Annotated in this window: 22 protein-coding genes and 1 riboswitch; of the genes, 9 read left to right on the top strand and 13 right to left on the bottom strand. The window is 54.0% G+C overall.

The genetic code is table 11. From position 1 onward, the window contains the following. Positions 1 to 10 precede the first annotated feature (10 nt). The gene (locus tag WC600_13640) at positions 11 to 1,087 is read left to right on the top strand and encodes a sulfite exporter TauE/SafE family protein (GenBank protein ID MFA4903773.1); all 1,077 of its coding nucleotides are present in this window, start codon (positions 11 to 13) and stop codon (positions 1,085 to 1,087) included. Beyond that, positions 1,074 to 1,925 carry a universal stress protein gene (locus WC600_13635; protein MFA4903772.1) on the top strand — a complete coding sequence of 284 codons (852 nt, stop codon included), beginning with the start codon at positions 1,074 to 1,076 and terminating at the stop codon, positions 1,923 to 1,925. The genes WC600_13640 and WC600_13635 overlap by 14 nt, the downstream gene beginning before the upstream one ends. Positions 1,926 to 2,023: 98 nt before the next feature. On the opposite strand, the gene WC600_13630 is transcribed toward WC600_13635, so the two are convergent. From WC600_13630 to WC600_13590, 9 genes are all read right to left on the bottom strand, one after another. After that, positions 2,024 to 2,482, bottom strand: a complete 459-nt coding sequence (locus WC600_13630; protein MFA4903771.1) for a TerB family tellurite resistance protein — start codon at positions 2,480 to 2,482, stop codon at positions 2,024 to 2,026. A 132-nt stretch (positions 2,483 to 2,614) separates the two neighbouring features. Further along, positions 2,615 to 3,634: a L,D-transpeptidase gene (locus WC600_13625; protein MFA4903770.1), complete on the bottom strand. Its 1,020-nt coding sequence runs from the start codon at positions 3,632 to 3,634 to the stop codon at positions 2,615 to 2,617. Between the two features lie 410 nt (positions 3,635 to 4,044). Further along, a complete protein-coding gene (locus tag WC600_13620) occupies positions 4,045 to 6,609 on the bottom strand; it encodes a PEP/pyruvate-binding domain-containing protein (GenBank protein MFA4903769.1) in 2,565 nt (854 codons plus the stop codon). Between the two features lie 55 nt (positions 6,610 to 6,664). Further along, positions 6,665 to 7,024 (bottom strand): four helix bundle protein, encoded by a 360-nt coding sequence (locus WC600_13615; protein ID MFA4903768.1) that lies wholly within the window; start codon positions 7,022 to 7,024, stop codon positions 6,665 to 6,667. A 52-nt stretch (positions 7,025 to 7,076) separates the two neighbouring features. Continuing rightward, a complete protein-coding gene (locus WC600_13610; GenBank protein MFA4903767.1) occupies positions 7,077 to 7,481 on the bottom strand; it encodes a response regulator in 405 nt (134 codons plus the stop codon). A 128-nt stretch (positions 7,482 to 7,609) separates the two neighbouring features. Next, complete coding sequence (locus WC600_13605; protein MFA4903766.1) at positions 7,610 to 9,913, bottom strand: ATP-binding protein; 2,304 nt, start codon at positions 9,911 to 9,913, stop codon at positions 7,610 to 7,612. Positions 9,914 to 10,648: 735 nt separating this feature from the next. Next, positions 10,649 to 11,068 carry a universal stress protein gene (locus WC600_13600; GenBank protein MFA4903765.1) on the bottom strand — a complete coding sequence of 140 codons (420 nt, stop codon included), beginning with the start codon at positions 11,066 to 11,068 and terminating at the stop codon, positions 10,649 to 10,651. Positions 11,069 to 11,070: 2 nt separating this feature from the next. Continuing rightward, positions 11,071 to 12,102, bottom strand: coding sequence for a sulfite exporter TauE/SafE family protein (locus WC600_13595; GenBank protein ID MFA4903764.1), 1,032 nt, complete (start codon positions 12,100 to 12,102; stop codon positions 11,071 to 11,073). A gap of 24 nt (positions 12,103 to 12,126) precedes the next feature. Further along, entirely contained in the window at positions 12,127 to 12,414 is a 288-nt protein-coding gene (locus WC600_13590; protein ID MFA4903763.1) for a hypothetical protein, read from the bottom strand. A 394-nt stretch (positions 12,415 to 12,808) separates the two neighbouring features. Between WC600_13590 and WC600_13585 the strand changes: the two genes are divergently transcribed. From WC600_13585 to WC600_13575, 3 genes are all read left to right on the top strand, one after another. Further along, complete coding sequence (locus WC600_13585; GenBank protein ID MFA4903762.1) at positions 12,809 to 14,029, top strand: hypothetical protein; 1,221 nt, start codon at positions 12,809 to 12,811, stop codon at positions 14,027 to 14,029. Between the two features lie 8 nt (positions 14,030 to 14,037). Beyond that, on the top strand, positions 14,038 to 14,895 hold the full coding sequence (locus WC600_13580; protein ID MFA4903761.1) for a universal stress protein: 858 nt from the start codon (positions 14,038 to 14,040) through the stop codon (positions 14,893 to 14,895). Between the two features lie 184 nt (positions 14,896 to 15,079). After that, positions 15,080 to 15,946: a universal stress protein gene (locus WC600_13575; protein MFA4903760.1), complete on the top strand. Its 867-nt coding sequence runs from the start codon at positions 15,080 to 15,082 to the stop codon at positions 15,944 to 15,946. 122 nt (positions 15,947 to 16,068) lie between these two features. Here WC600_13575 and WC600_13570 read toward each other — a convergent pair whose 3' ends face one another. The 4 genes from WC600_13570 to WC600_13555 all read right to left on the bottom strand — a co-directional run bounded on the left by WC600_13570 (position 16,069) and on the right by WC600_13555 (position 21,119). Continuing rightward, positions 16,069 to 16,728 (bottom strand): PEP-CTERM sorting domain-containing protein, encoded by a 660-nt coding sequence (locus WC600_13570; protein ID MFA4903759.1) that lies wholly within the window; start codon positions 16,726 to 16,728, stop codon positions 16,069 to 16,071. Positions 16,729 to 16,808: 80 nt separating this feature from the next. Further along, positions 16,809 to 16,887: riboswitch (cyclic di-GMP riboswitch) on the bottom strand. A gap of 424 nt (positions 16,888 to 17,311) precedes the next feature. Beyond that, positions 17,312 to 19,144, bottom strand: a complete 1,833-nt coding sequence (locus WC600_13565) for a bifunctional diguanylate cyclase/phosphodiesterase (GenBank protein MFA4903758.1) — start codon at positions 19,142 to 19,144, stop codon at positions 17,312 to 17,314. 360 nt (positions 19,145 to 19,504) lie between these two features. Continuing rightward, positions 19,505 to 19,942, bottom strand: coding sequence for an acyl-CoA thioesterase (locus WC600_13560; protein ID MFA4903757.1), 438 nt, complete (start codon positions 19,940 to 19,942; stop codon positions 19,505 to 19,507). A 37-nt stretch (positions 19,943 to 19,979) separates the two neighbouring features. Continuing rightward, on the bottom strand, positions 19,980 to 21,119 hold the full coding sequence (locus WC600_13555; protein ID MFA4903756.1) for an NAD(P)H-dependent oxidoreductase: 1,140 nt from the start codon (positions 21,117 to 21,119) through the stop codon (positions 19,980 to 19,982). A 145-nt stretch (positions 21,120 to 21,264) separates the two neighbouring features. On the opposite strand from WC600_13555, the gene WC600_13550 reads away from it, so the two are divergent. The 4 genes from WC600_13550 (at position 21,265) to WC600_13535 (ending at position 24,491) form a co-directional block, all read left to right on the top strand. Then, complete coding sequence (locus WC600_13550; protein MFA4903755.1) at positions 21,265 to 22,239, top strand: ParB/RepB/Spo0J family partition protein; 975 nt, start codon at positions 21,265 to 21,267, stop codon at positions 22,237 to 22,239. A gap of 223 nt (positions 22,240 to 22,462) precedes the next feature. Then, positions 22,463 to 23,206 (top strand): metallophosphoesterase, encoded by a 744-nt coding sequence (locus WC600_13545; protein ID MFA4903754.1) that lies wholly within the window; start codon positions 22,463 to 22,465, stop codon positions 23,204 to 23,206. 54 nt (positions 23,207 to 23,260) lie between these two features. Then, positions 23,261 to 23,803 (top strand): hypothetical protein, encoded by a 543-nt coding sequence (locus WC600_13540; protein MFA4903753.1) that lies wholly within the window; start codon positions 23,261 to 23,263, stop codon positions 23,801 to 23,803. Between the two features lie 397 nt (positions 23,804 to 24,200). After that, on the top strand, positions 24,201 to 24,491 hold the full coding sequence (locus WC600_13535) for a hypothetical protein (protein MFA4903752.1): 291 nt from the start codon (positions 24,201 to 24,203) through the stop codon (positions 24,489 to 24,491). Positions 24,492 to 24,812: the final 321 nt, after the last annotated feature.

Raw genomic sequence — 24,812 nt, 5'->3', positions numbered from 1 at the left:
AGGCAAAACCATGCATGACATCGCCAGCAACCTTAATTTTATAGATTTGAACGTGTGGAATATTTCATTCCTATTTGTCGTAGGTTTCATCGGCGGCCTGGTGAGCGGCTTCATCGGCTCCGGCGGCGCTTTTGTGCTGACCCCCGGTATGATGAGCCTTGGCGTCCCCGGGACTATTGCCGTGGCCAGCAATATGTGTCATAAATTCCCTAAGGCTATGGTTGGAGCCTACAAGCGGTGGAAGTACGGCCAGGTGGACATCAAGTTGGGTCTGGTCATGGCGGCTTCCGCCGGCGGCGGGGTGCAGGTGGGCATCAAAATTCAGGAGTGGATTCTGGAGAAGTGGGGCCAATCCGGGTCTAACCTTTATGTCAGCCTGTCCTTCGTGGTTATCCTGGTGGTGGTGGGCGGTTATGTCTTCTATGATGCCATGAAGGCTTCCAAAGGCAGCGGAGAAGACAAGGCTGGGGCTCTGGCCAAGTGGCTGCAGTCCATCAATCTGCCTCCCATGATGCACTTTAAGACGGCCAACGTACGTATTTCCATGTGGTTTACCATCCCCATCGGCTTTGCCACCGGTTTGATGGCGGCCACCATCGCGGTGGGCGGCTTCATCGGGGTTCCCGGCATGATCTACGGCTTAGGGGCTGGCGGGCTGGTCTCCTCAGCCACCGAGCTGGTCATCGCCTTCGTCATGGGATTTTTTGGCACCATCAAATGGGCTATGCACGGTCAGGTGGATATCCGCCTTACCCTGATCATCCTGGCCGGGTCCCTGTTGGGCGTGCAGTTGGGGGCCATCGGCACCACCTGCGTCAAAGAAAGCATGATCAAGTTCGTCATGGGAACCATCATGATTATCGTGGCCGTGAGCCGGGGCTTGGCGATACCGCAGTATCTGACCGAACTGAAGCTGATCTCCGTGGGCGAGTCCACCCTGTCTTTCCTCAGCAGCGCCAGCTTCATCATCATGTGCATTGCCCTGGGAGTCGGCTCCTTCATCATCCTGGGGGCCATGTATAAAGCCAAACGGGCCGAGGCCTTGGCTAAAAAAGTCGAATTTTCCGTGGAATATGGCAAAGTATAACCGCCTCCTGGTGGGCATGGACGGCTCCGAGACCAGCTTCCATGCCCTTAAGGAGTCTTTCCAAATATCCAAGAATTGGGTCACCGTGCTCACGGTGGCCCCTTCTTATGCCGGTGATCTAAGGATCATGGGGGTCTCCGGCATCCGGGAAAAACTCCGGGAGCCCTGCGATACCGCCCTGGCCCTGGCTCAGGAGATGGCCGAGGCCGCCGGCGCCCTGATCCGCCCGCTCTGCGTTGTGGGTGAACCCTATGAAAGCCTGGTGGCCGAGGCCGAAACCGGCAGCCGGGACCTTATTGTCATGGGCGTCAAAGGCCACAGCTTCGTTGAGCGGGCTCTTCTGGGGAGCGTCACCCGCCGGGTCATCGGCTATACCAGCAAAGACGTCCTCGTGATTCCGCTCAATACCAGCATCGGCTGGGACCGCATCCTGGTGGCCAGTGACTGCTCTTTAGGGAGCGAGGTGGCCCTCTCCCGAGCTTTGGACCTGGCCGCGGAATACGGCAGCGAGTTAACTATCGTTACGGCCATGGATCTGCCGATCCGGGCTCAGGGGGAGGCCCTGGGAGTGAGTGACGAAGTGATGCGCCGGTGCCAGGATCATGTGGCCGAGGCCCAACGCCGCGGGGAGGCCCTGAATCTCAACGTTCACGGCGTGGTCCTCCAGGGGCAGGCCTACCAGGTCATCACCAAACTGGCCCGGCAAGAAAAGATGAATCTCATCGTCATGGGCTCCCACGGCCATACCGGCCTGACCCGGCTCCTGATGGGCGGCGTCACCGAGCGGGTCCTCGGCCACGCCCCCTGCCCGGTGCTGGTGGTGAAGAGGAAGGAATAGAAGAGGTTTTTGGGGGAGGATGCTAACTGCTCTCGGGAGAAATAATAAAAACGCCGAAAATTCACTATAGCCGTTACATATCCTCAGTATGATCCCATTCAACTCGAATGCAGCACTTTTAATTTCGCTTCAATCAATTGTTCCTGGGATAGCCGTAGTAAGTCCTTGAGTTTTTTCATGAGGTAGTGTTCGTACCGGTCCATTTTTCCGTCAACATAGACGATTCTCCACAATATTTCAATGACTTCAGCTTTTTCCTCGTTTGAATAATTCTCATTAATCAGGTTGGAAAATTGCCATAAATCGACACTTTGTTTCAATTCCCTTTCGGCTTCCGCAACTATTGCTCCGGCATGCTCCCGGGATAGGCCGTATTTTTCATGTAAAATCGACAAAATTGTTTCCATCTCCATTGGAGTAAATGTTTCGTCTATGCGCGCCATCTCAATAAACAATGCACAAACTGCTACCAGTATATCGTGACGCGGTTTCTGATTAACGGTCTCTGAATTCAGCCCTGTGACTTTTCCGAAAAATCGCTTCACCAAATCGCGCATTCCACATCCCCTAGTTTTTACCAAAATAATATAAAATGAGAGTTTGCCCTGAAAAGACTATGGGGTTTGTTATTCAGAGAATATCAAAAATTTTTCAAGAAAATCCGCTAAGCAATTTTCATGACAATGGACTCAATCTGTAATTTTCCCGGGAATTCCCGGCTTGGCCCACTGATAAAAAAGAAAACGAGCATGAAGGGGAAACACCCGGATACAGCCGTGGGATGCGGGGTATCCAGGAACTATTCCTTCATGAATGAAATAAGCATTGCCAATATTCAGTGCATGATCCATGGGCGCCTGATCATATAGAGTGGAGTTATGAGTTTCATCCATATGGCTTACCACGAATTTTTTTAAAGGCGTCGAATTCGACGTTCCGGAAGAAATTGGATAACAGTATTGCAAATTTCCCCATTCATAAAGGCCGAGATATTGCTGGCGGCGATCTATCAGAATGTATTTTTCATGATTGGCCGCACCAGGCAAAAATTCTGGCAGAATTTTCGGCTCAATGGAATAGTCAAGGGGCACGAATATTATGTTCTTATCGGTGCTGATGTTACCGGAACCATTCACGACTAATAGATAGTGCGTTCTATTAAGGAGAGCAATCCTGTCCTGAACAATAAGAGACTTTTTCTTTAAAGAAGGTATGGAATGGACAAATGTCATTATGCTTTCACCAGTCTCCAGTATAACTTCTACGCATGGCACGCCATAAACAATAGTTATATCCCCTGTCGTCATCCTTCTCTGTTCAGCCAATTCATTATAAATAGGATTACTTTGTTCCATGTCTTGAGCTCTAACTGATGGACTCCAAAGTAACAATGAAATTGCTGCACCACTTAATAAAAGTATTGCTTTCATAAGTTTCCGCTTATTTTGTATTGATGCTAATAGGCTTAGCCTTGGCCACATCCATTTCCCGATGGAATACAGAGCGGTGAGAGTCAGCATGGAAAAATCCCAGGAAGATGCTGGCCAATTAAAAAACTTACGGTTCAGCTTGGTTTCAAGAAACTCTTTCAATTTGGCGTTATCTAGCGTGCGGCTTCCAAAGTTGGAGGTGATGTGCTCCGGCGACAGGGGCCGCAGCTCAAACCTGACACAGGCCGCATAGCAGCAATAAGCATTAACGCCAGGCATGTTGTGTCCCAAACCTTTTGCATAAGAATATAAGAAAGATAAGAATAGACGGGCGCCTGCGCAACCTTGGCCGGTGGGAATAATCTCCAGGGGGGATGGCTTTCTTTCAGAGCATCAACGAAACATCAGAATGAAAACTAACTGCTAAATCTGTGCGAGCTCAATCCAAATAAAAGGTATTTGATATGGTTCGCATATCACGCTGATTCGCATTCAAATGGTGGCACAGGCGTCTCGCCTGTGCAGGCGTAGGCCAGAGCCTGCGCCTATTAAAATTTGCTCTTTGAACGCAACTCGGCGGAAATAGGGTGAGCCGTTAGGCCACCCTTTCTCATTTATAGGGGGCTGGGTGGGGAGTTTGAGGGGAGGACGGGGGACACGCGTCCCCCGGTCTTCCCCTCAATGGCTTTTCAGCCCGTGGCGGCTGCTTGGGAGCGCAGGCATTTGAGGCCGTAGTCTTCGGTCTTGAAGGCCTGGAAGACTCGTTCCATGACCGCGTCTGAGGCCAGGGCCAGGTCAAGTTGGCGGCAGAAGGCGATGAGCAGTCCGGCCAATTCCAGGGTCTGCTCGGTCTCCATCAGGGAGAGTTTGACCAGGCGCCCCTGGACCAAATCGCCCTTGGTCTGGGCCTTGAAACCCAGGTCATCCAGGATTTGCTTGACCAGGCGCGCCCGGCGCTCCCGGCGGTCGATTTGCGCGGCGCCGCCCTTGAACTGGAAACTGATGTAATTATCGTTTTTTTCTTCGGAAATATAGGCGTCCACAATGCCGAAATGGTAGCCGATGCGGGAGTTAAAATTAAGGTAGTTCTCGGTGACGATGGCGAAACTCTTGCCCCCCAGGCCCCGCTCCCCCTTGGCGGTGTCGTACATGGTGTTGGCAAAGACCGAAATGAAGCCCTTAAGGTCAGGGGCCACCTGGCCGGCCCAGGTCACCCCTGGGTGGTGAAAGCCCCGGAGCAGCGCCAGAAAGGGGCGGCTGACGATATCGGCTTCGGTGACCTGCTCTTTACCAGTGACCTTGAGGCCGCCGCCTAAGTCCAGAATGAACAGGTTTATGGGGAGGTCGGTTAAGAGGCGGCTGACTTGGTGGGAATCCAGGGCCTTTTCCATGTCCGGCATGAACATGGCGTCCATGGCCTTTTCGTGGCTGAACCGGGTGATATCGTGCAGGGTGCGGCAGTTCTTGGCTTGAAACTCCGGGCTCTCCGGGTCCAGGAGGTTGAGGCGGGTGATGGATTGCAAAATTCGGCGCAATTTTTGGTAAACCGGGTCGGCCCGCCATTCTTCATCGGGGTGCACCTTACGCTGCAAAAGCTCCGGGATGATGCCGGGATAAATCAGGGCGGCGTCCGCGTCCACGGTGACCAACTGGCCGGAGTGCAGGACCTTGGTGGCCCCACCTACCTCAACCAGGGTGGGAATCCGGAACTCCCGGGCCAGGATGGTCATGTGATCGGTGGGGCTCCCCACTTCGGTGATGATGGCGGCAATGCGGTCCATGACCAGCACCAGGCGGGCCGAAGGCTGGCGGGCCACCACCACCGCGCCCGGTGGGATACCGGCCACGTCTTCATCATGGAGAAAATGGTGGACCCGGCCCGCGGCCGCGCCTCCCACCGCCCGGATGCCATAGTGCAGAAGCGGCGGCGACTGAGGCTCCGGGAGAGGCTCCCGGGCCTGGTCGGCAAAGGCCGGGGTGCTGACGCGCAGCGGCCGGGATTGCAGAATGATGATGTTGCCCGCCTCGCCCACGGTCCACTCGATATCCTGGGGCGCCCCGAATTGTTCCTCCAACTCCACGGCAATATTGGCCAGGGTTCGGACTTGGTGGTCAGTGAGGCAGGGTGCCCGGGCTTGATCGGGCGGCAGGGTAATCTCTTCAACCCCTCCTTCCGGGCCGCAGACCAGGGCCACGGGTTTGGGGACTACCCGACGCTTGGTGATGGGGTAGGGGGCTTGGCGGCTAACGGTGAAGAGGTCCGGGGACACGGTGCCGTCCACCGCGTACTTGCCCAGGCCCCAGACCGCGGAAATCATGACGGTTTCGTCCTGAGGGGCATGGGGGTCCAGGGAAAACATGACGCCGCTGGCCCGGGCTGGGACCATGGCCAGGACGCCCACGGCCATGGGCAGGGCGTTGACGGAAAATTGCTGGTACTTCCAATAAAAAATGGCCCGGGAAGTGAACTTGCTGGCCACGATTTCCTTGTAGTGCTCGGGCAAAGAGGCTGCGTCCACATTGAGCAGGGTGGCGAACTGGCCGGCAAAGGAGAATTCGGTGTCCTCGCCTACGGCGCTGGAGCGTACCGCCAGCCAGCGTGTCGGCAGGTCCTCGCCCGCCTTGACGATGGCTTCTGCCAGATCCGGGGGTAGGGGGGCCTGGCGCACCATATTTTGCAATTCTCGGCTGATGGTCTTCAAGGTGTCCAGGTCCTGGATGCTGGCCTCGGAAAGCTTGACTTCGATGTCTTTAGCGAGGCTCGAGGATTCCAGAAAGCGCTTGTAAGCCGCGGCGGTAATGGCGAAACCCTGAGGCACCGGCAGGCCGATGCGGTTGCCGATCTCCCCCAAATTGGCCATCTTGCCACCCACCGCCGGGGCCAAAGTCTGATCCAAAGCCGATAACGGCAGGATAAACGGGGTATCCGGGATGCTGGGTACGGCCTCCAGGACCTCGAGCATCTCTTGGGCGAGGCGCTCAGCAATGGGGACCAGGTCGCTATAGCGATTTTTCGTCAGGAGATTGAGGGAGGTGACCATGCTGCTTATCTGCTTCCCCAACTTGTCTACCTGGGCATAGAGATAACTGGAGTCAAAAACGTAATCGCCGGAAAGCTTTTCTTCCATGTCCGCCATGGTTTCCAGGGCCTGATTGTTGTTATCCAGGAGACGGCGGAAATGGTTAAATTTTTCCTGCAAGACGACCCGTTCGTCCGCTTCTTCTTTAAGGAATCGCCGCAGGAATTTGAACATAGTAGTCAGTAGTCAGTAGTCAGTAGCCAGCCGTCCGTACGTCCAAGAAGGCTGATCATGGCTTTTTCATCGAACCTATTAGACCATTCAGGGTCCGTCCAACTTCGGAGGCGCGCTGCATTAATTTGTCTGCATCGGATTCTTTTAGATAATTCAGGTGACGAGCAATAAGGATTTGGGTCTCCAATTCTGAGAGTGAACCTCTGGCGTTGCCTAAAAAAACCCGGAATTCTCCTTTGGTTAGCCGTCCTTGTCCTTCGGCAATGTTACTCGGAATCGATACCGCCGACCGCCTCAATTGACTCAGGAGGCCGAAAATTTCCTCTTTCGGAAAAGCCTGGGTCAACCGGTAAATCTCCATGACCAGTTCCATAGCCTTATTCCAAACCACCAAATCCCGATATGACTGTCCCATTGGCAATCCCCCACTGGCAACTGACTACTGACTACTGGCTACTGACTACTGACTACTGCCTCTTCAGTTCCGCCAGCTCACCCTGCATCCGCTTCCACTCCAGAGCCCTTTTCATGGTGATGAGGATGGTCTCCTTGCGGAAAGGCTTGGTGATAAAATCATAGGCGCCCTTCTGGATGGCCTCTTCGGCGGTTTCGATGGTGCCGTAAGCCGTAATCACAATAATGGGCAGGGTGACGTCGATACCTTTGACGATGCCGATGAGGTCGATGCCGTCCACCAAGGGCATCTTGAGATCGGTGATCACCAGATCATAATGGTCTTCCTGGAGGATTTTGCTCACTTCCAGGGGATTATTGGTCGTGGTGACCTCATAGCCGGTCTTATCCATCAGGATGGTTTTCAGTAACCTGAGCATATTGGGTTCATCGTCAACGACCAGTATCCTCTCCGGCATCGTAGCCTCCTGTGGCAAAAGTTCAAGGTTCAAGGTTCAAAGTTTGAAGTTCAAGGGCTATTGAATTACTGCTTACTCCCTTATGAGATAGTTGCTGTGGCGGGCGGGGACGCCCGCCCTACCAGCTTTTATGAGACGCCCGCGGCCGGTTCGGCCTGGCCTTCCGGGCCGGCCGCCTCGGCCTCGGGGCCGGTAATAATGGGCAGATAAACGGTAAAGGTGGTGCCATGCTTCTCGGGATATTCATCCGCGGGGAAGCTGGTGAACATGATGTTCCCCCCGAATTTGGTGATAATGCCGTAACTCATGGACAGACCCAGGCCGGTGCCTTTGCCCGTCCCCTTGGTGGTGAAAAAGGGGTCGAAGATCTTGGCTTGGGCTTCCCGGGGGATGCCATTCCCGGTATCAGTGAATTCGATGGCCAGGCGGTTGCCGTCCGGGGTCAGGTTTGTGCTGACCTTGAGCAATCCGCCACCCGTCATGGCGTCCCTGGCATTGTTAATCATATTAATGAAAACCTGGCGCAATTCCTGAGGGTCACCTTGGGCCAGGGGCAGCCCGATGGCCAGGCTGGTTTCCAGGCGGACTTTTTTGGTCAGCAAGGTATTTTTCACCACTGCCAGGGTCTTTTCCATGATGGAATTGATATCGGCTTTGGTTTCGGTACGTTCCGGGGTGCGGGCGAAGGTAAGGAGATTTTCGATGATTTTTTTGCAGCGCAGGCCTTCGTCCTCAATGACCTGGAGGGTTTCGTGCACCTCGGGCAAAGATCCAGTCTGTTCCAGCAGATGTTCGGTGAACCCCAGGATCACGGTCATGGGATTATTGATCTCATGGGCCACGCCCGCGGCCAGGGTGCCGATGGAGGCCAGTTTTTCCATGTTGATCATCCGGTCTTCAATAGCTTTGCGGGCCGTGATGTTCCGGGAAATGATCTCGTAGGCAAAGATATCGCCCTGTTCATCTTTAACGCCCACGATGCTGGTGGAAAACCAAAATTCCTTTTCGGCGATAGTGACCCGGTGACGTTTGCTTTGCACCCGGCCGGTTGCCTGGACGTCTCTAATCCATTCCAGCTGGAATTCCGCCGACTTATGGTCAAAAACATCATTCAGGGTGAGTCCGATAAAAACTTGCGGATTGATTTTGACCTCAGGATCGAACGGGCCCGCGGCTTGGGAGAAGAAGGTGGCCGCAAAGCGGTTGATGGACAGGATATGGCCGCCGGCGTCCACGGAATAGATCAAGTCCGCGGCGTTTTCTACCAAACCCTGGTAGCGGGCCTCGGATTTTTGCAATTTTAGCTTCTGGCGGTTCACTTCTTCTTCCAGGCTGGAGGAGAATTGCTGCTCATAGCGGAAATTGAGCATGACGATAGTGCCAGATAGGACCACCAGACCGATGATGACTTGCAGGTAGAACTGCCGCGTATAAAGGGTATGGATCACCCCTTCCACTTCGCTGGCCGGGGCCACCACCGCCACGGACCAGGAAGCCATGGGTTTGTTGTCCTGAACCACATTTTGGTCTTCCAGCTTCACCGGGGCGTAGGCCATAAGCTTTGGAATCTCTCCGGCCATGCCCCGGTGCCACCCGGAGATATAGGTGCCCAGGCCTTCTTGTCCTGTTAGCATCTTCTCCCGTTGGATCTGGTTGATGGCGTCAAAGGAGATGGCGGACATGCGTTCCTTGCGCACCACAAAGGCATTTTTGCCGACGAAGTCCCGTTCGGGGTGATTGAGAAAGATGCCATCACTGTCCATGATCCAGGCATAACCGGTCTTGCCGCTGCGGAGCCCCTGGGTAAACTTCTTGGCCAGGGCGTGAGCGTCGATATAGAAGGCCAGCACCCCCGCGAAGGACCCCGAGGGATGGGGATGGGTATCGTCCACCGACATCCCGTAGGTGGGCACGGCCATGACGGTGATGAGTCGGCCCACGAAATGGGGAATATTCGTGGATACCGGCATCACTAAAACCTGGCCCTTGTGTTCCGGTTCGGCGGCCCACGAGAGGTAAGCGGCGTCTTTGAAGGAGCCGGTGGTAATTTGATCAACTCCCCGGCTGTCCACCTGGTAAGCCCGGTTGCCGTCCGGGGTGATACGCACAATCTCCACCACCCCTTCTTCCCGGACGGATGCCAGGGTGGCCCGCATGCGGTTGGCCCAGGACAGCGGCTCTATGTATTGAATAGAAGGAGAGAAATTGAGGGTGCTCAACTCCCGTTTGAGAAAGTTAATATCCTGTTCCAAGAGGCTGGCGGTATGTTTAGCCAACACCAGTTGCTGCTGGTTGAAATCTTCCTTGACGATTTCCTTCATCTGGTTGGCGGACTTCAACCCCAGATAGATGCTAATCCCCAGCAGGACGAAATTGACGCTCAACAACAAGGCCAGAGCATAGCGAGAGGCGAGAAACGGGAAGCGGCGCATAGTCTCTTTATTTCTCCACATGATGCTACACAGAGTCCCAATGGGCCATATTAATCCGAAATCAACGCCGGGTCCAGTTGCTTACTATATTTGGTAAGTTTTCTCAACAAATAATTAAGAGACGCGGGTTATTCTTTACTGGAAAATCTTGAGCCACCGGGCTGTGCGGACCTTACCCCGCGGCGTCGAGGCCCGAGCCCTGAGTAATTCATGCAGCTTGAATTTTATCATAATTTAGCTTAGTTAACCAGTATCTTCAAGGTCGTGTGAGGGGGGATATTCCCGTCAAGCCTTTCCTGGTTCCGCGGCTGTTTTGGCTGACAGCTTAGATGGTCGAACCGAATGGTTTGAGTTCTCAAGTAGGACACATGAATGGGGAAATGAGGAAGGGTCGCTCCGGAACTGCGGATGCGGCCCTCCCTCTATATGAGAACCGGCGCTCGCTGCTTCTTGGGCACCAAGACCGGCAGGGCTGTCATGGGTCAGGCGAAATAAAACTTGTTAAATAATTCACAAGTCATTTTTTCTCTTTTAATGGAGCGCGGAGCAAAAGTCAAGGCAATAATGGGGCACGCTTTTTAATTTGAGTTTCCCTTTAGACAAAAATTTTGAATACGTGTAATCAATCACAAACGTATTAATTCGGGGCTCGGCAGCACCAGTACTAAACTACAAAGGCGGCCCCTCAATCAAGAGGCCGCCTTTTTTATGGAACTTAACTTACCTATAGGAAGATCAATCCTGGGCCTTGACCACCAGGACCGAGCAGGGTGAATAGGTTACCACCTGGGAGGCGGTGCTGCCAACGAAGGAACTGGTCTTGCCCGCCAGCCCCCGGCTGCCGATAACGATGAGGTCGGCTTTTTGAACTTTAGCCACCTGGACGATCTCATCCGCCGGGGAAGCTCCGGTGGCCAGGAGCACCTCGCCCACGGTGCCGCATTTCCGGGCGACTTCCGCAGCTTGCTCCAGGGCCGCCTCAGCTTGAGCCTTCATTTTATCGTAGATGTATCTCCCTTCTCCCAGTTCGGGAATTTCCACTGCCACCGCCACCAACACCAGGGAAGAGGGTGGTTGAGATTTTGCCAGGTCGCAGGCGGTTTCCACTGCCTTTAGGGAGTAAGCTGACCCATCTACAGGAACCAGGATTTTCATGATTAGGCCCCTCCTTTCATAGCCATCTTCTCAGCCTTTTCTTTCTGGAAGCCGTTCCACAGCTTGACCATGATCACCACGCACATACCCAGGGCGGCGCACATAACCACCCAGGCGGCGGTAGTAGTCATATTGAATTGCTTCAGGGCCACGGAGGAGCCGGCCAGGATGATCATAATGGCAAAGAGCAGCCGGATGCCGTAGCCCCGGATGTACTTAACCGCAGTCACGCCCACCTGGGCCCCGATGGCAGCGCCGAAGAGCATCAGAACCGCGGCGATGATTTCCACCCGGCCCTTAATGCCGTACGTGAAGCAGCCATACGCCCCGGAGAACAGCACCGAGAACAGGTCGGTGCCCACCGCGATGGCAGTGGGGCAGCCGATGAGATAAATCAAGGCCGGCATGCGGATGAAGCCGCCGCCTACGCCCAGGAGGCCGGAGAGCCAGCCGGTAAAGAGAAATACCCCGCTCACCGTCCAAAAGGAGATGGTGATGCCCGAGGCCGGGAAGTGAATCATCGGCGGCAGGTTCCAGGACTTTCGTACCGGGGGCGCCAATCCCGCCCGGGCCGCTTCGGCCACTTTGGCCGCCTGGGCCGCGGCCCGCTTGTCCTTGGTGGCGTAATCATAAAGCATGTAGATGCCCAGCCCGAAAAGCAGGAACATATATAAATAACGCACCACCGGGCCGGCGATGCCCAGCTTGGTCAGCCACATAACGTTCTGGGCCCCGATCTCCACCCCGATGACCGAGCCCACGATGGACATGAGCCCCAATTTCATGTCCACGTTGCCCATCTTGCGGTGTTTGGCCGTGGCCACGATGGATTTGCCGAAGATGTGGGCCAGGTCGGTGCCGATGGCGTAAGCCATGGGAAAGCCGAAAATATTCAGCGCCGGGGTCACCACCCAGGCGCCGCCCACCCCGAAGAAGCCGCCCAGCACCCCTACCGAAAAGCCGATGGCCACCAGGATGAGGGCATTGAATTGCATCTCGGCGATGGGTAAATATACATTAAACATATCAAGCATTGCGCAGTTCCTCCCCTCCGGGTGTTATTCGTGGTGCTCGATCTTGTGGACTTCCATGCCGATCATCTTCAGGATGACGTCGGTTACCAGGGCGATGATCAAGCCGATCAGGCCCATGAGCACGGTGACGATGATGGCGTAGAGCCACATATTGTCGTTATACTTGCTGGCGAAGAAGTAATTGATGCCGGTCAATTTCGCCACATCGATTTTCTTCTCCAAGGCTTCGGCCTTCTCCGCTGCCGCCCACACCAGGGCGCTAGGAACGGACAAGAGCAAGAAATTAAAGATGATAACCAAAAAGGATTTCAACGTTGTTCACCTCCCTCCGATATGTCACAATTTAAGAGGACAGCCACCTGGCTATTCGTCCATTATCAGCTCAAACTTTGGGGGTTTCAGTTTAGCAATGCTTGTGCCAACATGGGGCAAAATTACCGGTTAATTAAGTAGCCGGAAACAGGTGGGATTCTAGTTGTCATGGAACTTTTGCCCCTCTGTGCGAAATAATTAGCTGTCAAATATTTTTACAGTTTGTAAAAACTTGGTTTATTGCCCTGATTTTGCTAAAAATTATCGATAATTATTTAATAAGTGAAAAATTGCACAATTGCGGTTATTATTTAACACCCTTTAAACTTATTTTCAATCAAAATATAGAAATTGATTTTCCCTTATGGATTAAGTCAAGGTACATTGGAAGACTATGGGCCTGCTCGATTTTTTCCACCGCTTCTTGAAGAGAACTAATACTGCTCCCAAACTAAAAGCGATCTGGAGCGGGTTCCAGCAGGTTTTGGCCAGCAACAACGAAATCCAGGGTATTATCGGCGGCCTGGAGGAGATGCTGGCAAGCCCGAATGCCCCGGACCTGTCTTTTCTCAACTCCAGGGTCTGGGTCCTGGACCAGCATTTTGCCGGCATGGTGGCGGCGCTCCAAAAGATCTCCGGGGGCAAATACTCTGATTTGGAGGAGGCCCGGGTCCGGGTCAAAGAGGCCATCCACCAACGCTTGCAAGAAGCCTCCACCTCCGTCGCGCCGGACCCTATGCGGCTTAAGGCCGTGACCGAGCTGATTATCCCCTTAAACCTGGTGGACCGGCGCAGTCCCACGTTTCGCCCGGAGCACTGCCGCACCTATAACGACATCACCCGTTTTGCCCACGAGAAAGCCATCCAGGTGATGTTTGGTCTCATGGACGATGTGGCCCAGGGCAGCGTCCCCGCCCTGAAACTTCTGAAGCTCAAAACCTCGCTGCCTCTCAACCTCCACCTGGTGGACTTAGGCGATGGTCTGGCCAGCCACGACACCCCGGTGCCGCCCGAAGACATCATCTCCCGGCCCATGCGGGCCTTATGGGCAGGCATCAGCTATCCCGGCATCACCTGGGCCGGGCCGGTGCCGGTGGATGTGGGCGGCTTTTTGCAGGTGCTGGGCCAATCGGCTATTAATCCCCCTCAGAATTTCTGGGACAAGACTTACGCCATCGTGGCGGCCAACTACGTCAATTACGCCTGCCGCCTGGGGTATCATTTTCAAAGCGTGGACAGCTACATAGGCGACGCGCCCTCGGATAACTATATCAACTTCACCTTCAAGGGCGGGGCCGCGGATGATGTCCGGCGCATTCGGCGTATCCGGCTCATCGCCTTGATCCTGGAACGTTTGGGCTTTAATATGGAAATCTTTGGCGATGTTATCCGGGCCCGCTTCCGCCGACATCCGGCATCTGAGACGGAGGACCGTTTGAATCTCGTCGGCCGTCTCATGGCCTACGTGCGCCAGATGGACATGCTCATGAAAGATGACAACACCAGCCAGGTCTTGGCGGAACGTTTTCTGGCCGGCCACTATGAGAGACCGGGAGAGGAGGAGACCGGAGACGCCGGCAATGAGCCGGTGGGTTCAAGCAACCAATCCGGTTAAAGCGCGATATGGAAAATATTCTGGACATATTCCCGCCGTTAATCTGTCCCGCCCGATGGGATAAACTGATGGTCTGCACCGACGGCTCGGCCGGGGCGAATAACGCCGTGGCCGGTACTCTGGATTTGGCCAAGGTCTGCGGCAGCCAGGTCTTTGTGGTCCAGGTCCTGGAAATTGTGCCGGAATTTCAGGCGGTGATGCCTGACGTCAGGAGCATTCTGGCACAAGAGGCCAAAAGGAACATGGAGGTCATTGAGGCCGAGGCCGCCAAACTGGGGGTGCCCGTCCAGCTTTTGTTGCCTGAAGGCCAGCAGCCCTATGCCGCCATCGTGGCGGAAGTCGAAAAAATTGCCCCCGACCTGGTGATCCTGGGCCGGCGAGGCAAACACGGCCTGGCCGACATCCTTATGGGCAGCGTCACCGCCCGGGTCATCGGCCACAGCCCGGTGAACGTCCTGGTGGTGCCCAAAGGCGGCGCCATTGGGTTTCAGCGGATCTTGGTCGCGTCCGACGGCTCGCCTCACAGCGAGGTAACCTGGGACCTTGCCCTGGCCATGGCCAAACAGGCGGCGAGCCAGTTGATTGCCGTCGCGGTGGCCCCGGAAGAAGGGGATATCATTGAAGCCCAAGCCCTGGTCCATAAGCTGCTCACCGCCGCCAACCGCGCCGGCATGCCGCTGAAGGGAGTGTCGCCCCAGGGAGTCGCCCCGGATGCCGGCATCATCCACCAAGCCATCAAAAATGAGGTTGATCTGATCATCATGGGGAGCCACGGCCGCACCGGTCTGAAAAGGCTCCTTATGGGGAGCGTTACCGAACGGGTTATCGGCCAATCTCCCTGTCCTGTCTTGGTAGTAAAGCAGTGAGCGGTAAGCGGTGAGCAGTAAGGAGGAAGTAATCCGGTAGCACAGGCTTTCCAGCCTGTGCTCAACACCCGTGAGCGGGGTGCCCTACACTTGACGAACTCTTCCAAGCCGTAAGCTGAGAGTAGTTCGCTCAGTTTCTGCTCACTGCTCACTGCTTACTTACTTTTTAATTGGAGGAAAATCTATGACTACAACCAGCCCAGCAACCCTGTTTCCCAAAATCCTGGTGTGCACTGACGGCTCCCCTGACAGCGAAGGGGCCATTGCCGCCGTCCTCCAATTAGCTCAAACCACCGGAAGCAAAATCTTTCTGTTGGAAGTGCTCTATTTTCTGGCGGGTTATGAACTGCAATCGCCGGATGCCTTGATGCCCCCGGTGGTCAATCTGGAATTGATGCAGGCCCAGGAAACCGCGGTGCAAGAGCGTTTGGAGCGGCAGAAAGCCGAGGCGGCCAAGCAGGGGGTAACCCTGGAGACCCGGACCCGCACCGGTTCCTCGGCTTATGAAGGCATCATGGAAGAAGCCCAAGAGCTAAAGCCTGATTTGATTATCATGGGCCGTCACGGCTATACCGGCTTGACCCGATTGCTCATGGGCAGCACCACCGCCCGGGTCATCGGCCACAGTCCCTGCCACGTGCTGGTGGTGCCTCAAGGAGTTACCTTAAATTTTCAACGTCTCCTGATCGCCAGTGACGGCTCACCCTTCAGCGAGGCCGCCTGGCAAGAAACTCTCGCCCTGGCCCAAGCCATGGGCAGCGCCCTGATCGCCGTTTCAGTGGCCCCAGACGAGCGGGATATACCCGCGGCTACCCAGGCGGTCCAAAACTTGGAGCAGGCCGCCCAAAAGCAGGGCCTCACCCTGGACACCATGATTCTCACGGGGCGGCCGGATGAAGCCATCGTCAATGCCGCCATTTTCAAGGAAGCCAGCCTCATCGTCGTGGGCAGCCACGGCCGCACCGGCTTAAAGCGGCTCCTGATGGGATCCGTGGCTGAACGGGTCATCGGCCACGCCAAATGCCCGGTCCTGGTAGTAAAGAAAAAATAGCTTATTGGACAAGCGAAAAAACCACCTGCGGTCAGCATTGTTCCCAAACGGGAGCTTGGAACGAGGCAAGGATGATTTTAACAATCTCAGATTGCTGATAATGGCAAGATGGGCATGGCCGGTTAACTTTTCCTGAACCTCCTCAACCCCACGAGGCCCAGGAGGCCGGAACCCAGGAGTACCACCGTACCGGGTACGGGCGCGGTGAACAATCTGAGCTCTTGGAAATTTGTAATTGTAAATGGGTCAGGAGCTACACCGGCTCCCGAGAAATCGATTTGTAACAAACCTGTCCCTCCACCAACATAATTATGAGTTATGAAGTCGCAACGAATATGCGCAGTAAGCCCCTCCCCATCGACACGTGCATCCTCAAAAAAGCCGCTCAACACCGGATAGGCGCTGGGGCTCACATAATCAATTTTGATAAAACCACCACTATCGAAAAAATAGTCTGTGCTAAAACCACCAGGGACGGTGCCAATGCGAGGACCTGTCTCAAAAGTGATATTGACGGCACCCAGGCCTTCCGACACTTCGTAGAAACGAACGGGCTGGCCATAAAAATGGGGATCAAACATCACCCAATAATCAACCATCATTCCTACATTGGGAAGATCCCCAACCAGCGTGTGATTCTCACCGGCAAAAGAAATAGAACCGGAAAAGAGCTCTGCGTGGAAATCAACTGCCTGTGGCACTGATGATAAGGAATATGCTGCCAGAGGGAAAGCTCCACATAACGCGATCGTTAAGGCCAAAATTACCATTTTCTTTCTCATGATTGCCTCCTCGCCTGGTTTAGCTCGCCATTGATGGGACTATGTACTTAAATTCAGAACAAAAAGCCGAATTGCCCCTTCCAGGCAACCCGGCTATCTCCAACCAAAAGACCCGTGGCTTTCCGTCGCCGTCTCACGGCGGTTTTGGCTTTGTCTGTGCTTACTATTTAAGCATAATTCGATAAACTAATCAATAAATGATTGATTAAATTTTAGCTGAAAGTTAATGATGCTCAGGATAATAAATTTTACTATTATTAGGGGTGGCTCCCCTGACTTAGAGCCCGTAAGGCGGGAAAGCCTAACGCATCCCGCCTTCAGTTGGCTAACCCAATTGCCTGCGTAAAAAGATAGAGGCGGTAAGTTTACAAAATAATTATATAAAAAAAATTCCTTGAGACAAAGCCGCCTTAATCCTCTCCGGCAGCTCTCGCACCCGCCAGTCAGCGCCGATGGCCACCAGGGTGGCCGTGCCCTCGGCCAGCGGTTCCCGGCCGGTTTTCGGTAGGAAAATCGTGGACCGTGCGCCGAGCTTTAGGCAGGTGAAGGTCGGGAACCCCCCGCCATTACTTTTCTAACCGAATCATACCGCCAACCGCTTGTTCTTGATGATGGCGGAGCCTTCCTGCAATTTGGCCGCCTTTTTGACCTCAGTAGCAATAGAAGCAATCTGCCCATAAGATCTGGCATTGATATCTTCCGTGCAGACTATGCCGATGGAGATGGATAAGAGATTATAGTTTTCTTCATTACCCCGGCGATTCTTGGCAACATAAAACCCTTTCTGATGATCATTCGTGCCGTGCCAGAGATGCAGTTGCGCTGCGAAGTTTTGAATAATGGTCTCACACACTGATACGGATATTTGGGGGCGTAAGATCATGATGAAGTCATCACCCCCGATATGGCCCACAAAATTGAAATCGTCTTTTTCAGTCTCGACATAATCCCGGAGGATTTGAGCCACGCCTTTGATAACCACATCGCCTCGTTCAAACCCGTAATGATCATTAAAAGGTTTGAAATTGTCCAGGTCCAGATAGCAGATGTCAAAGTGCACTTTCTGAGAAAGACGCTGTTCAATTTCCCTCTGGATGAATTCGTTTCCAGGCAGTCCACTGAGTGGATTGGCGCCCCGGGCCAAGAGGATGCTTTTTTCGGTTAAGGCATCAAGAATGCTCAAAACCGATACGGTGCCGACGTATTTCCCATTTTTGGTTACGCAGATGTCATCATACAAGAAATTGTTTTTGCGTATCTGGATCATTTGAGCCACATTCTGAATGGTGGCGTTGGCTTCGACCATGAGGAATTTCCGTTCCATCAGGTGCTCAACTTTCTTGCGGTCATTGAGAGCAAAGCCATAGCCATACCGGCCCAGCATTTGATTCTCCAGGAACCTTTGGCGATGCAGCATGCCTCTTACCCGGTCATCTTCCACCACGGGTAACCCTCTTAACTCGGGTTGAGAAGTAAACCGATGGAATGCCCTGATGACCGATTCCGAAGGGAGAATCGGCTCTATTCTTTGGGCAATCTCTCCCATAAAGTTTTGTTCGAGATTCAATGAGGGATCATTCGTCCCCGTGGCCAGTCGCAGCGGCAGGCTGACCGGACTGGTCTTTAACTGGGGGCTAGGCCGGCCGAGATAAAATCCTTGCAGCAACTCGATGCCCATATCTAAAATTATGGTTAATTCTTCTTCCCTTTCGATCCCCTCGGCCACAATTTTGATGCCCATCCGATGGCAGGCAGTGGCGATGGCATCCACGAGATTATATTTAATCGGGACCTGGTCTATATTTGCAATAAAGTGACAATCAATTTTTACTAGTTCCGGTTCGATAAGAGAGAGCATCTTTAAGCCGCCATAGCCGGCTCCAAAGTCATCTATAGCGATCTTATAGCCCCGGTTGCGATATCGTTTTATCGTGGTCTTAAATAATTCCATATCATTAATGGCGCTTTCTTCTGTTATCTCAAGAATTATCTTGTTCTTGGAAATGCCATGTTCTTCCGCCAGTTCGTCGGTTAGCCCAACCAGGTGATCCGGATTCATCAAGGTTTCAGGACAAATATTAATACAAATATATGCGTTGGTTTGTTTTAATCCCTGTAACGCTGAATGTTTCAAAGCGTTTGCCCGGCAAATCACATCAAGATGCGAAATGAAATTACACTGAATCGCACTTTTAAACAAATCAGGGATGCTTTTAAAAAATTTATTATTATTAATCCGAGTCAAAGCTTCATACGCATAGACGGTGCCATCGTTACTAGAATAAATCGGCTGAAAATGGATCGTTAGCTGATCATTATCAATTAAACTTATGATCTTATCTTTTAAAAGAAAATAATCATGAAAATCCAAATAACTATCATCATGGTTAAATAACAATCTCAAGGCGTTATTCATCGGTAAAATCCTCTTTAAAGCATTATCTGTCCGAGGAAGCCTGAGCCTTGACCAGAAGTTTATAGTCTATCTGAGAGGCTAATTGATACAAATCCCAGGTCCGCCGTAAAACAAAATTATTTGCTATAAACATGAAAGAAATGCCATATTGCTCCCTAAATGTTCAGGTATTATTGAGCTAAAAATAAAGTATGGTTAGAATTGACGTACGCCACAAATCAGGGGGGCTGACAGAAAGCCTGATGCGGAGGCTGATGGTGAGGGAGGCGCGTTAACTTGAGCAGGGATTGCCGGAAATAACTGACCTCATACAAAGGTCATAACTGTTGAACATCTCAACTCTTTCTATTTAACCAAGTTTCATGTTCCTTGTGACAAAGCCGCCTTAATCCTCTCCGGCAGCTCTCGCACCCGCCAGTCGGCGCCGATGGCCACCAGGGTGGCCGTGCCCTCGGCCAGCAGTTCCCGGCCGGTTTCCGGGTAGAACTCAAAGCGAAACAGGATGGCCTTGGCGCGCACCTCCTGGATACGGGTTTCGATGTGCAGCAGGGCGCCGTATTGGCTGGGACGACGGAAGCGGCCCCAGGCCTCCACGATGGGCAGGCCGAAGCCCTCCCGGACATTTTTAAAAGTCTCTTCAGGGGGGAGACCCGCAGCCCGCAGGAATTCTTCGATGGCCCGGTGGCAGTAGCGGAAATAGCTGACAAAATAGACGATGCCGTAGGGGTCCGTGTCTCCGAAACGCACTCGCACCTGGGTGCGATGGACCCCTTCTGCCAAAGGCGGGTTCTTTTGCATGATCACTGCCCCGAGCTTTCCTCCAGCCTGTCTTGGTTTAGGCTATAAACAGGGTTTTCAACTTAATCAATAGGCCCAGGTCACCCTTAATCCGAAATTGACCGCCGAGGAAGGCCTGGGTGCCGTCCAGTTCCCCCTTGGAGATGGCCAGCCACACTTCCGCCGGGGTCTTAATGATAAGACTGGGTTTGTCCGCCGGTCCTTCATGAAAAGTGGCTTGCCCGTCGGCAATCACCAGGTGGGCGGTGAAGTTTTCGGCTCCATTCACCTCAAACTGATATATGGCCGTGAGACCTGCTGCGGCGGCCGGGTTCAAGGCTCCGGGCATCTGTGTCATGAGTTCCAAAAGGGTGCCGGAACCCGCCGCGGGGGACTCCGCCTTGGGAGGGGGAGCCGCCGCCGGGGCGGTCTTCTGCCGCATTTTGGCTTTCGGCGGGGGTGCCGTCATATCCGGGGTTTGGCGGGACCGGGTCTGTCCCACGTAGGTCTCGAAGCTTTTAAAGAGCCCCTGTTCTTGCCAGTGCTCGTAGTCTGCCGCCATAAGATCCCGGTTTTCTTTGACCAGGTTGCTCATAAATTGCCAGAAAGCCAAATCCTGGTCCGTAGGCGGATAACGCCGTTTCTCCTTGACGGCCTGAACCAAATCCCTGGCCAGGTCGGCAGCCCGGGCCTCCACTGCCTCCCGGCCCAAAAATTCCCCCGGGCCCACAGCGATGGCGGTCAACTTCCCCACAGGAAAGGCGCCAAAGGCCCGCATAACCTGGCCCAGGTAATCGGCTACCCAGGTTTCGCCATGGCCCGCAGAGACGCTCAACGCCAACCCCGGTTTCCAGTCGCCCCGGGGCCGGTGGCCATAGCCCAGGGACCGGTCCAGAAAAGTCTTCATTTGGGCGGTGACATTGAAAAAATAGACCGGCGAGGCCAGGATCACGGCGTCGGCCTCCAGGACCGAACGGACTACCGAGTTATAGTCATCCCTGACCCAGCAGGCCCCCGTTTCCAGGCAGGTGGCGCACCCGGTGCAAAAGCCTATCTGGTGTTTACTCAGAAAAATCTCTTCCAGTTCCACCCCGGCCTGGGACAGGTGCTGCCCCAGCATAGCCAGCATCTGAGAGGTGTTGCCGAAGCCTTCGTGCGGGGAGCCGTTGATAGCCACCACATGGTAGTGCTCGGTCATGTCTTTCTCCTCTTGCTCTTTTTCAAATTTCTCCCGGACACGAAAAGCCCGCTGGGGCGGTCATAATATTGACCGAAGGCCCCGTGACAGTATACATATATTTCAGGCCCCTGGGACCACAAACTTTACGTATTAAGGGAGAAATTTGACTAATACTATCCGGTTGCAAGAAGTTCCCCTGGTGCAGATCGATATGGATGAAGCTGCCCTGGAATTGGTGGCGGCAGCCGATCTGGACCGTCTGAGGAATTCCCTTAAAGAAGTGGGACTGCTGAACCCTCCCTGGCTGAAGCCGCACGCCAAAGGCGGGCGTTGGCAGGTGGTTACCGGGACCAGGCGCGTTATGGCCGCCGCAGATTTGGGCTGGCAGGAGATTACCGCCCGCCTGCTGCCCGGGGACGCTCCCGATTTTTACTGCCTGCAGGTTTACCTGATGGATAATGCTTTTACCCGGGGGTTCAACCTCTGGGAGCAGGCCGCTCTGGCCGCCCGGCTGCTTGCACATTGCGACCAAGAAACGCTCGCCGGCACGTACCTGCCGTATATGGGCCTGCCCCCCTCCTTGGCGTTCTTATCGCGTCTCCTGAAGGCGGCTACTCTTAAACCGCCCTGGCCGCGCTTGGCGGCTCAAGGCCGTTTGGCCCTCACTGCCGCGGCGCAGCTTTCGGAATGGGACCCCGAGGACCGGGCTGCGGCCTGGCCGTTTCTTTCGGGGCTACGGTTTAGCCAGAGTAAGCAGGAAGAATTTCTGGAACAGGTGGCGCTCCTGGCCCGGCGGGAAGGCGTTTCAGCCGCGGCTATCCTGGCCCGAACTGAACTGCGTCTGCCTCTGGCCGACCCGGAGCGTTCCCCCCAGGAGAAAACCGAGACCGTGCGGCAGCAGTTGTACCGCTGGTTTTATCCCCGTCTGAGCGCGGCCCGGGAGGCCTTCGAGACCACCCTGGGAAATCTGGGGTGGAAGGGGACCCCCCGCGTTCGCCTGTATCCTCCCGCCGCGTTTGAAGGCCCGGATTTTCGCCTGGAAATCAAATTTCGGGATGCCCCGGAACTGCGCCAACTCCTGGATGAAATTGGCCGATTGACCCGGCAGGAAGATTTCACCGACCTGACCCGCAGTTAAGTTGACTAACCTGGTAGCACAGGCTTTCCAGCCTGTGTTCGTTTAGGCTAAAGTCTGCGACTAAATAATGTCCGGCAATTTTGCAAGGAGCTCAGAGGTTTTTGTAAAAAGTTCTTGTCCCCCTCACTCTAGAAAACTTGCATTGATATTCTTGGCAATTTTGCTAATGCTGATATAACTTATATAAAATATACACAAAAATGTCAGACGGGAGGAAAGCCGGATGCTCGTATTCATCAGCGATCTGCATTTTGTGGATGGCTCCGCCGGGGAGCATAATATCCCCTATCGGGCCTTAGAGTATTTTTTCGATGACCTGGCAGCCATTGCCAACAAGCCCAGCAATGACATAAAGGAAATCACGCTCGTCTTGCTTGGGGACATCTTTGATCTCTTACGTACCGAAAACTGGTTCGATTATCCGGTGGACGAGAGACCTTGGGGCGCCAACGAGCCTGCCATCGAGGTCCACGCCCAAACGCTCTTTGATGCCATTGTGAACCACAATGAAAACCAGGAGGATGACAAGCAGCAAAAATGGCGGACTTTTCAGCGATTCCGGCAGGGCCTGGCCGACTTACCGAACCGCTGTAACCTTGATGCCGACGTCCGGCTGTTCTACCTGCCCGGCAATCATGACCGCCTGGTCAACCGGTACAGCAGCCTCAGGCAGAAAGTCTGCGACTGCCTGGGCATCCCGCCGGTCTGGCATGATCCTAAGAATTTTTTTCCCAATACCTATGAGGACCTGGCTTACGGCGTTTTTGCCCGCCATGGACATGAATATGACAAGTATAACTACGAAGGGGGGATCGCCTATACCTGGGATGATTATCAGCGGGTCCCCATCGGCGACCCCATCACCACCGAACTGGTGGCCCGGCTGCCCTATGTCCTGGCCCGGCGTTTGGCAGCCGTCTCCTGGCTCACTTCTCAGGAAAAGGCACGCATCAAGAGAAATTTTTAGGAAATTGAGAATGTCCGGCCGCTGTCCGCCACCATTGAGTGGCTCCTCTATCAGGTGCGCCAGGACCGGCGCCTGAAAGAGATTGTTGAAGACACGGTCCAGGAGGTTATTGACTACTTTGATAATCTGGATTTTGTGAAGGGCTGGTATGACCGTCACGACAAATGGACCTCGTGGCGGGACGACGCCGACAAGATCCAGGCCTTTCTCTTTCTCTTGCGGAATTTCAAACTCTACCGCACCGAAAAGTTATGGGATTTGGCCATGCAGGCCACGGATTACTTCGTCAAGGACGACCTCCTGGAGGCCGCGCCCCAGGAGTATGTACACCTCGATTCCAACATCCGCTATGTGGTTTATGGGCATACCCACGACCCCCTGGTCTCGGCGGTCCGCAGCATCCCGGGTACTCCTTATCCCCTGGACCAGGTCTATCTCAACACCGGCACCTGGCGAGGGCGCTATTTCAAATCCACCCAGGACAACTCCTTTATCCCCTGGAAGAACATGACTTACGTCATCTTCTACCGGGAAGGGGAGCGGGGAAATCCTGTTCCCGTGTTCGAAACCTGGACCGGGAGTCTGAAGACCGTTTAGTTAGTTCTCATCTGAAAACGTTTAAATACAACCGGCCTTCAAAGTCCCCCTTTGGAAAACGGGATGATCTAGGAGCAATGCAGTTCATTTAAGCATCGGCGATTTTAATTCGGATGTAGGGGCGGGGTTTCCCCGCCCAGCCCGTGGCCCCTTTGAAACCAGGGCGGGGGGACCCCGCCCCTACAAGTGCTTAAGTGAACACCATTGGATTTAGGTGGATTTTCGCGCAGTTATAATTCCCCCCCAACCCCCCTTTGGAAAAGGTGGGAGAGTTTAAAGCCTTTTTCGGATGAGAATTATCCATCGAACCTTTTCGAGCCGCATGGATTTAAAGCATCATGAGTTAATGGCCGATGAGGCTTCCAGGATATTGAATTCTTGTTGGGAGGTGAGGAGCATGGAGAAAAAGCAAGAAGAAGTGCGGTCCATGGAATCCCGTCTGGACGAAATGAGTAAGAGGATCAGCAAGTTAAAAGAGCGGCTGGGGACGGCCAAAGGCGAAGTCAAGGCAGAACTGGAACGGCGTATCGACGCGGCCACTACCGGTCAGGAAGAGCAACGGCAGCGGTTGCAACAACTCAAGGACACGGGTCTGGAGAAGTGGGACAGCCTCAAGGACCAGGCCGGAAAGGCCTGGGACGGCCTGGAAAAATCTTTGCAGGACCTGGCTGCCAAGCTCAAAAAGTAACCCATGCAGCAACTCCCTCAGGGATGAAAATCCCCCCTGCCCCCTTTTTCAAAGGGAGTTAAAGTCCCCCTTTGGCAAAGGGGGATTTAGAGCCAATGCTGTTCACTTAAGCATTGGCGATTTCTGATCGGCTGTAGGGGCGGGGTTTCCCCGCCCAACCCGTGGCACATTAAGCCAGGGGCGGGGAGACCCCGCCCCTACAAATGTTTAAGTGAACAGCATTGGATTTAGGGGGATTTCAAGGCGTTATATAAATCCCCCCTGCCCCCCTTTTCCAAAGGGGGGTGATTATTTCCTTTCAAGTCATTTCAAAGTGAACCC

Source organism: Desulfobaccales bacterium (genome assembly GCA_041648175.1).
Lineage (GTDB): Bacteria > Desulfobacterota > Desulfobaccia > Desulfobaccales > 0-14-0-80-60-11 > 0-14-0-80-60-11.
Note: the sequence above shows the minus strand (reverse complement) of the source record. Positions and strands in the feature narration are given on the sequence as shown.

Coding starts and splice junctions, on each gene's coding strand:
- WC600_13605 (MFA4903766.1), bottom strand. CDS start 9,913: ATGCGCCGCTTCCCGTTTCTCGCCTCTCGCTATGCTCTGGCCTTGTTG.
- WC600_13570 (MFA4903759.1), bottom strand. CDS start 16,728: ATGAGAAAGAAAATGGTAATTTTGGCCTTAACGATCGCGTTATGTGGA.
- WC600_13560 (MFA4903757.1), bottom strand. CDS start 19,942: ATGCAAAAGAACCCGCCTTTGGCAGAAGGGGTCCATCGCACCCAGGTG.
- WC600_13580 (MFA4903761.1), top strand. CDS start 14,038: ATGGAAAATATTCTGGACATATTCCCGCCGTTAATCTGTCCCGCCCGA.
- WC600_13615 (MFA4903768.1), bottom strand. CDS start 7,024: ATGGGACAGTCATATCGGGATTTGGTGGTTTGGAATAAGGCTATGGAA.
- WC600_13620 (MFA4903769.1), bottom strand. CDS start 6,609: ATGTTCAAATTCCTGCGGCGATTCCTTAAAGAAGAAGCGGACGAACGG.
- WC600_13545 (MFA4903754.1), top strand. CDS start 22,463: ATGCTCGTATTCATCAGCGATCTGCATTTTGTGGATGGCTCCGCCGGG.
- WC600_13555 (MFA4903756.1), bottom strand. CDS start 21,119: ATGACCGAGCACTACCATGTGGTGGCTATCAACGGCTCCCCGCACGAA.
- WC600_13600 (MFA4903765.1), bottom strand. CDS start 11,068: ATGAAAATCCTGGTTCCTGTAGATGGGTCAGCTTACTCCCTAAAGGCA.
- WC600_13595 (MFA4903764.1), bottom strand. CDS start 12,102: ATGCTTGATATGTTTAATGTATATTTACCCATCGCCGAGATGCAATTC.
- WC600_13535 (MFA4903752.1), top strand. CDS start 24,201: ATGGAGAAAAAGCAAGAAGAAGTGCGGTCCATGGAATCCCGTCTGGAC.
- WC600_13635 (MFA4903772.1), top strand. CDS start 1,074: ATGGCAAAGTATAACCGCCTCCTGGTGGGCATGGACGGCTCCGAGACC.
- WC600_13630 (MFA4903771.1), bottom strand. CDS start 2,482: ATGCGCGATTTGGTGAAGCGATTTTTCGGAAAAGTCACAGGGCTGAAT.
- WC600_13610 (MFA4903767.1), bottom strand. CDS start 7,481: ATGCCGGAGAGGATACTGGTCGTTGACGATGAACCCAATATGCTCAGG.
- WC600_13625 (MFA4903770.1), bottom strand. CDS start 3,634: ATGCCTGGCGTTAATGCTTATTGCTGCTATGCGGCCTGTGTCAGGTTT.
- WC600_13640 (MFA4903773.1), top strand. CDS start 11: ATGCATGACATCGCCAGCAACCTTAATTTTATAGATTTGAACGTGTGG.
- WC600_13565 (MFA4903758.1), bottom strand. CDS start 19,144: ATGAATAACGCCTTGAGATTGTTATTTAACCATGATGATAGTTATTTG.
- WC600_13585 (MFA4903762.1), top strand. CDS start 12,809: ATGGGCCTGCTCGATTTTTTCCACCGCTTCTTGAAGAGAACTAATACT.
- WC600_13575 (MFA4903760.1), top strand. CDS start 15,080: ATGACTACAACCAGCCCAGCAACCCTGTTTCCCAAAATCCTGGTGTGC.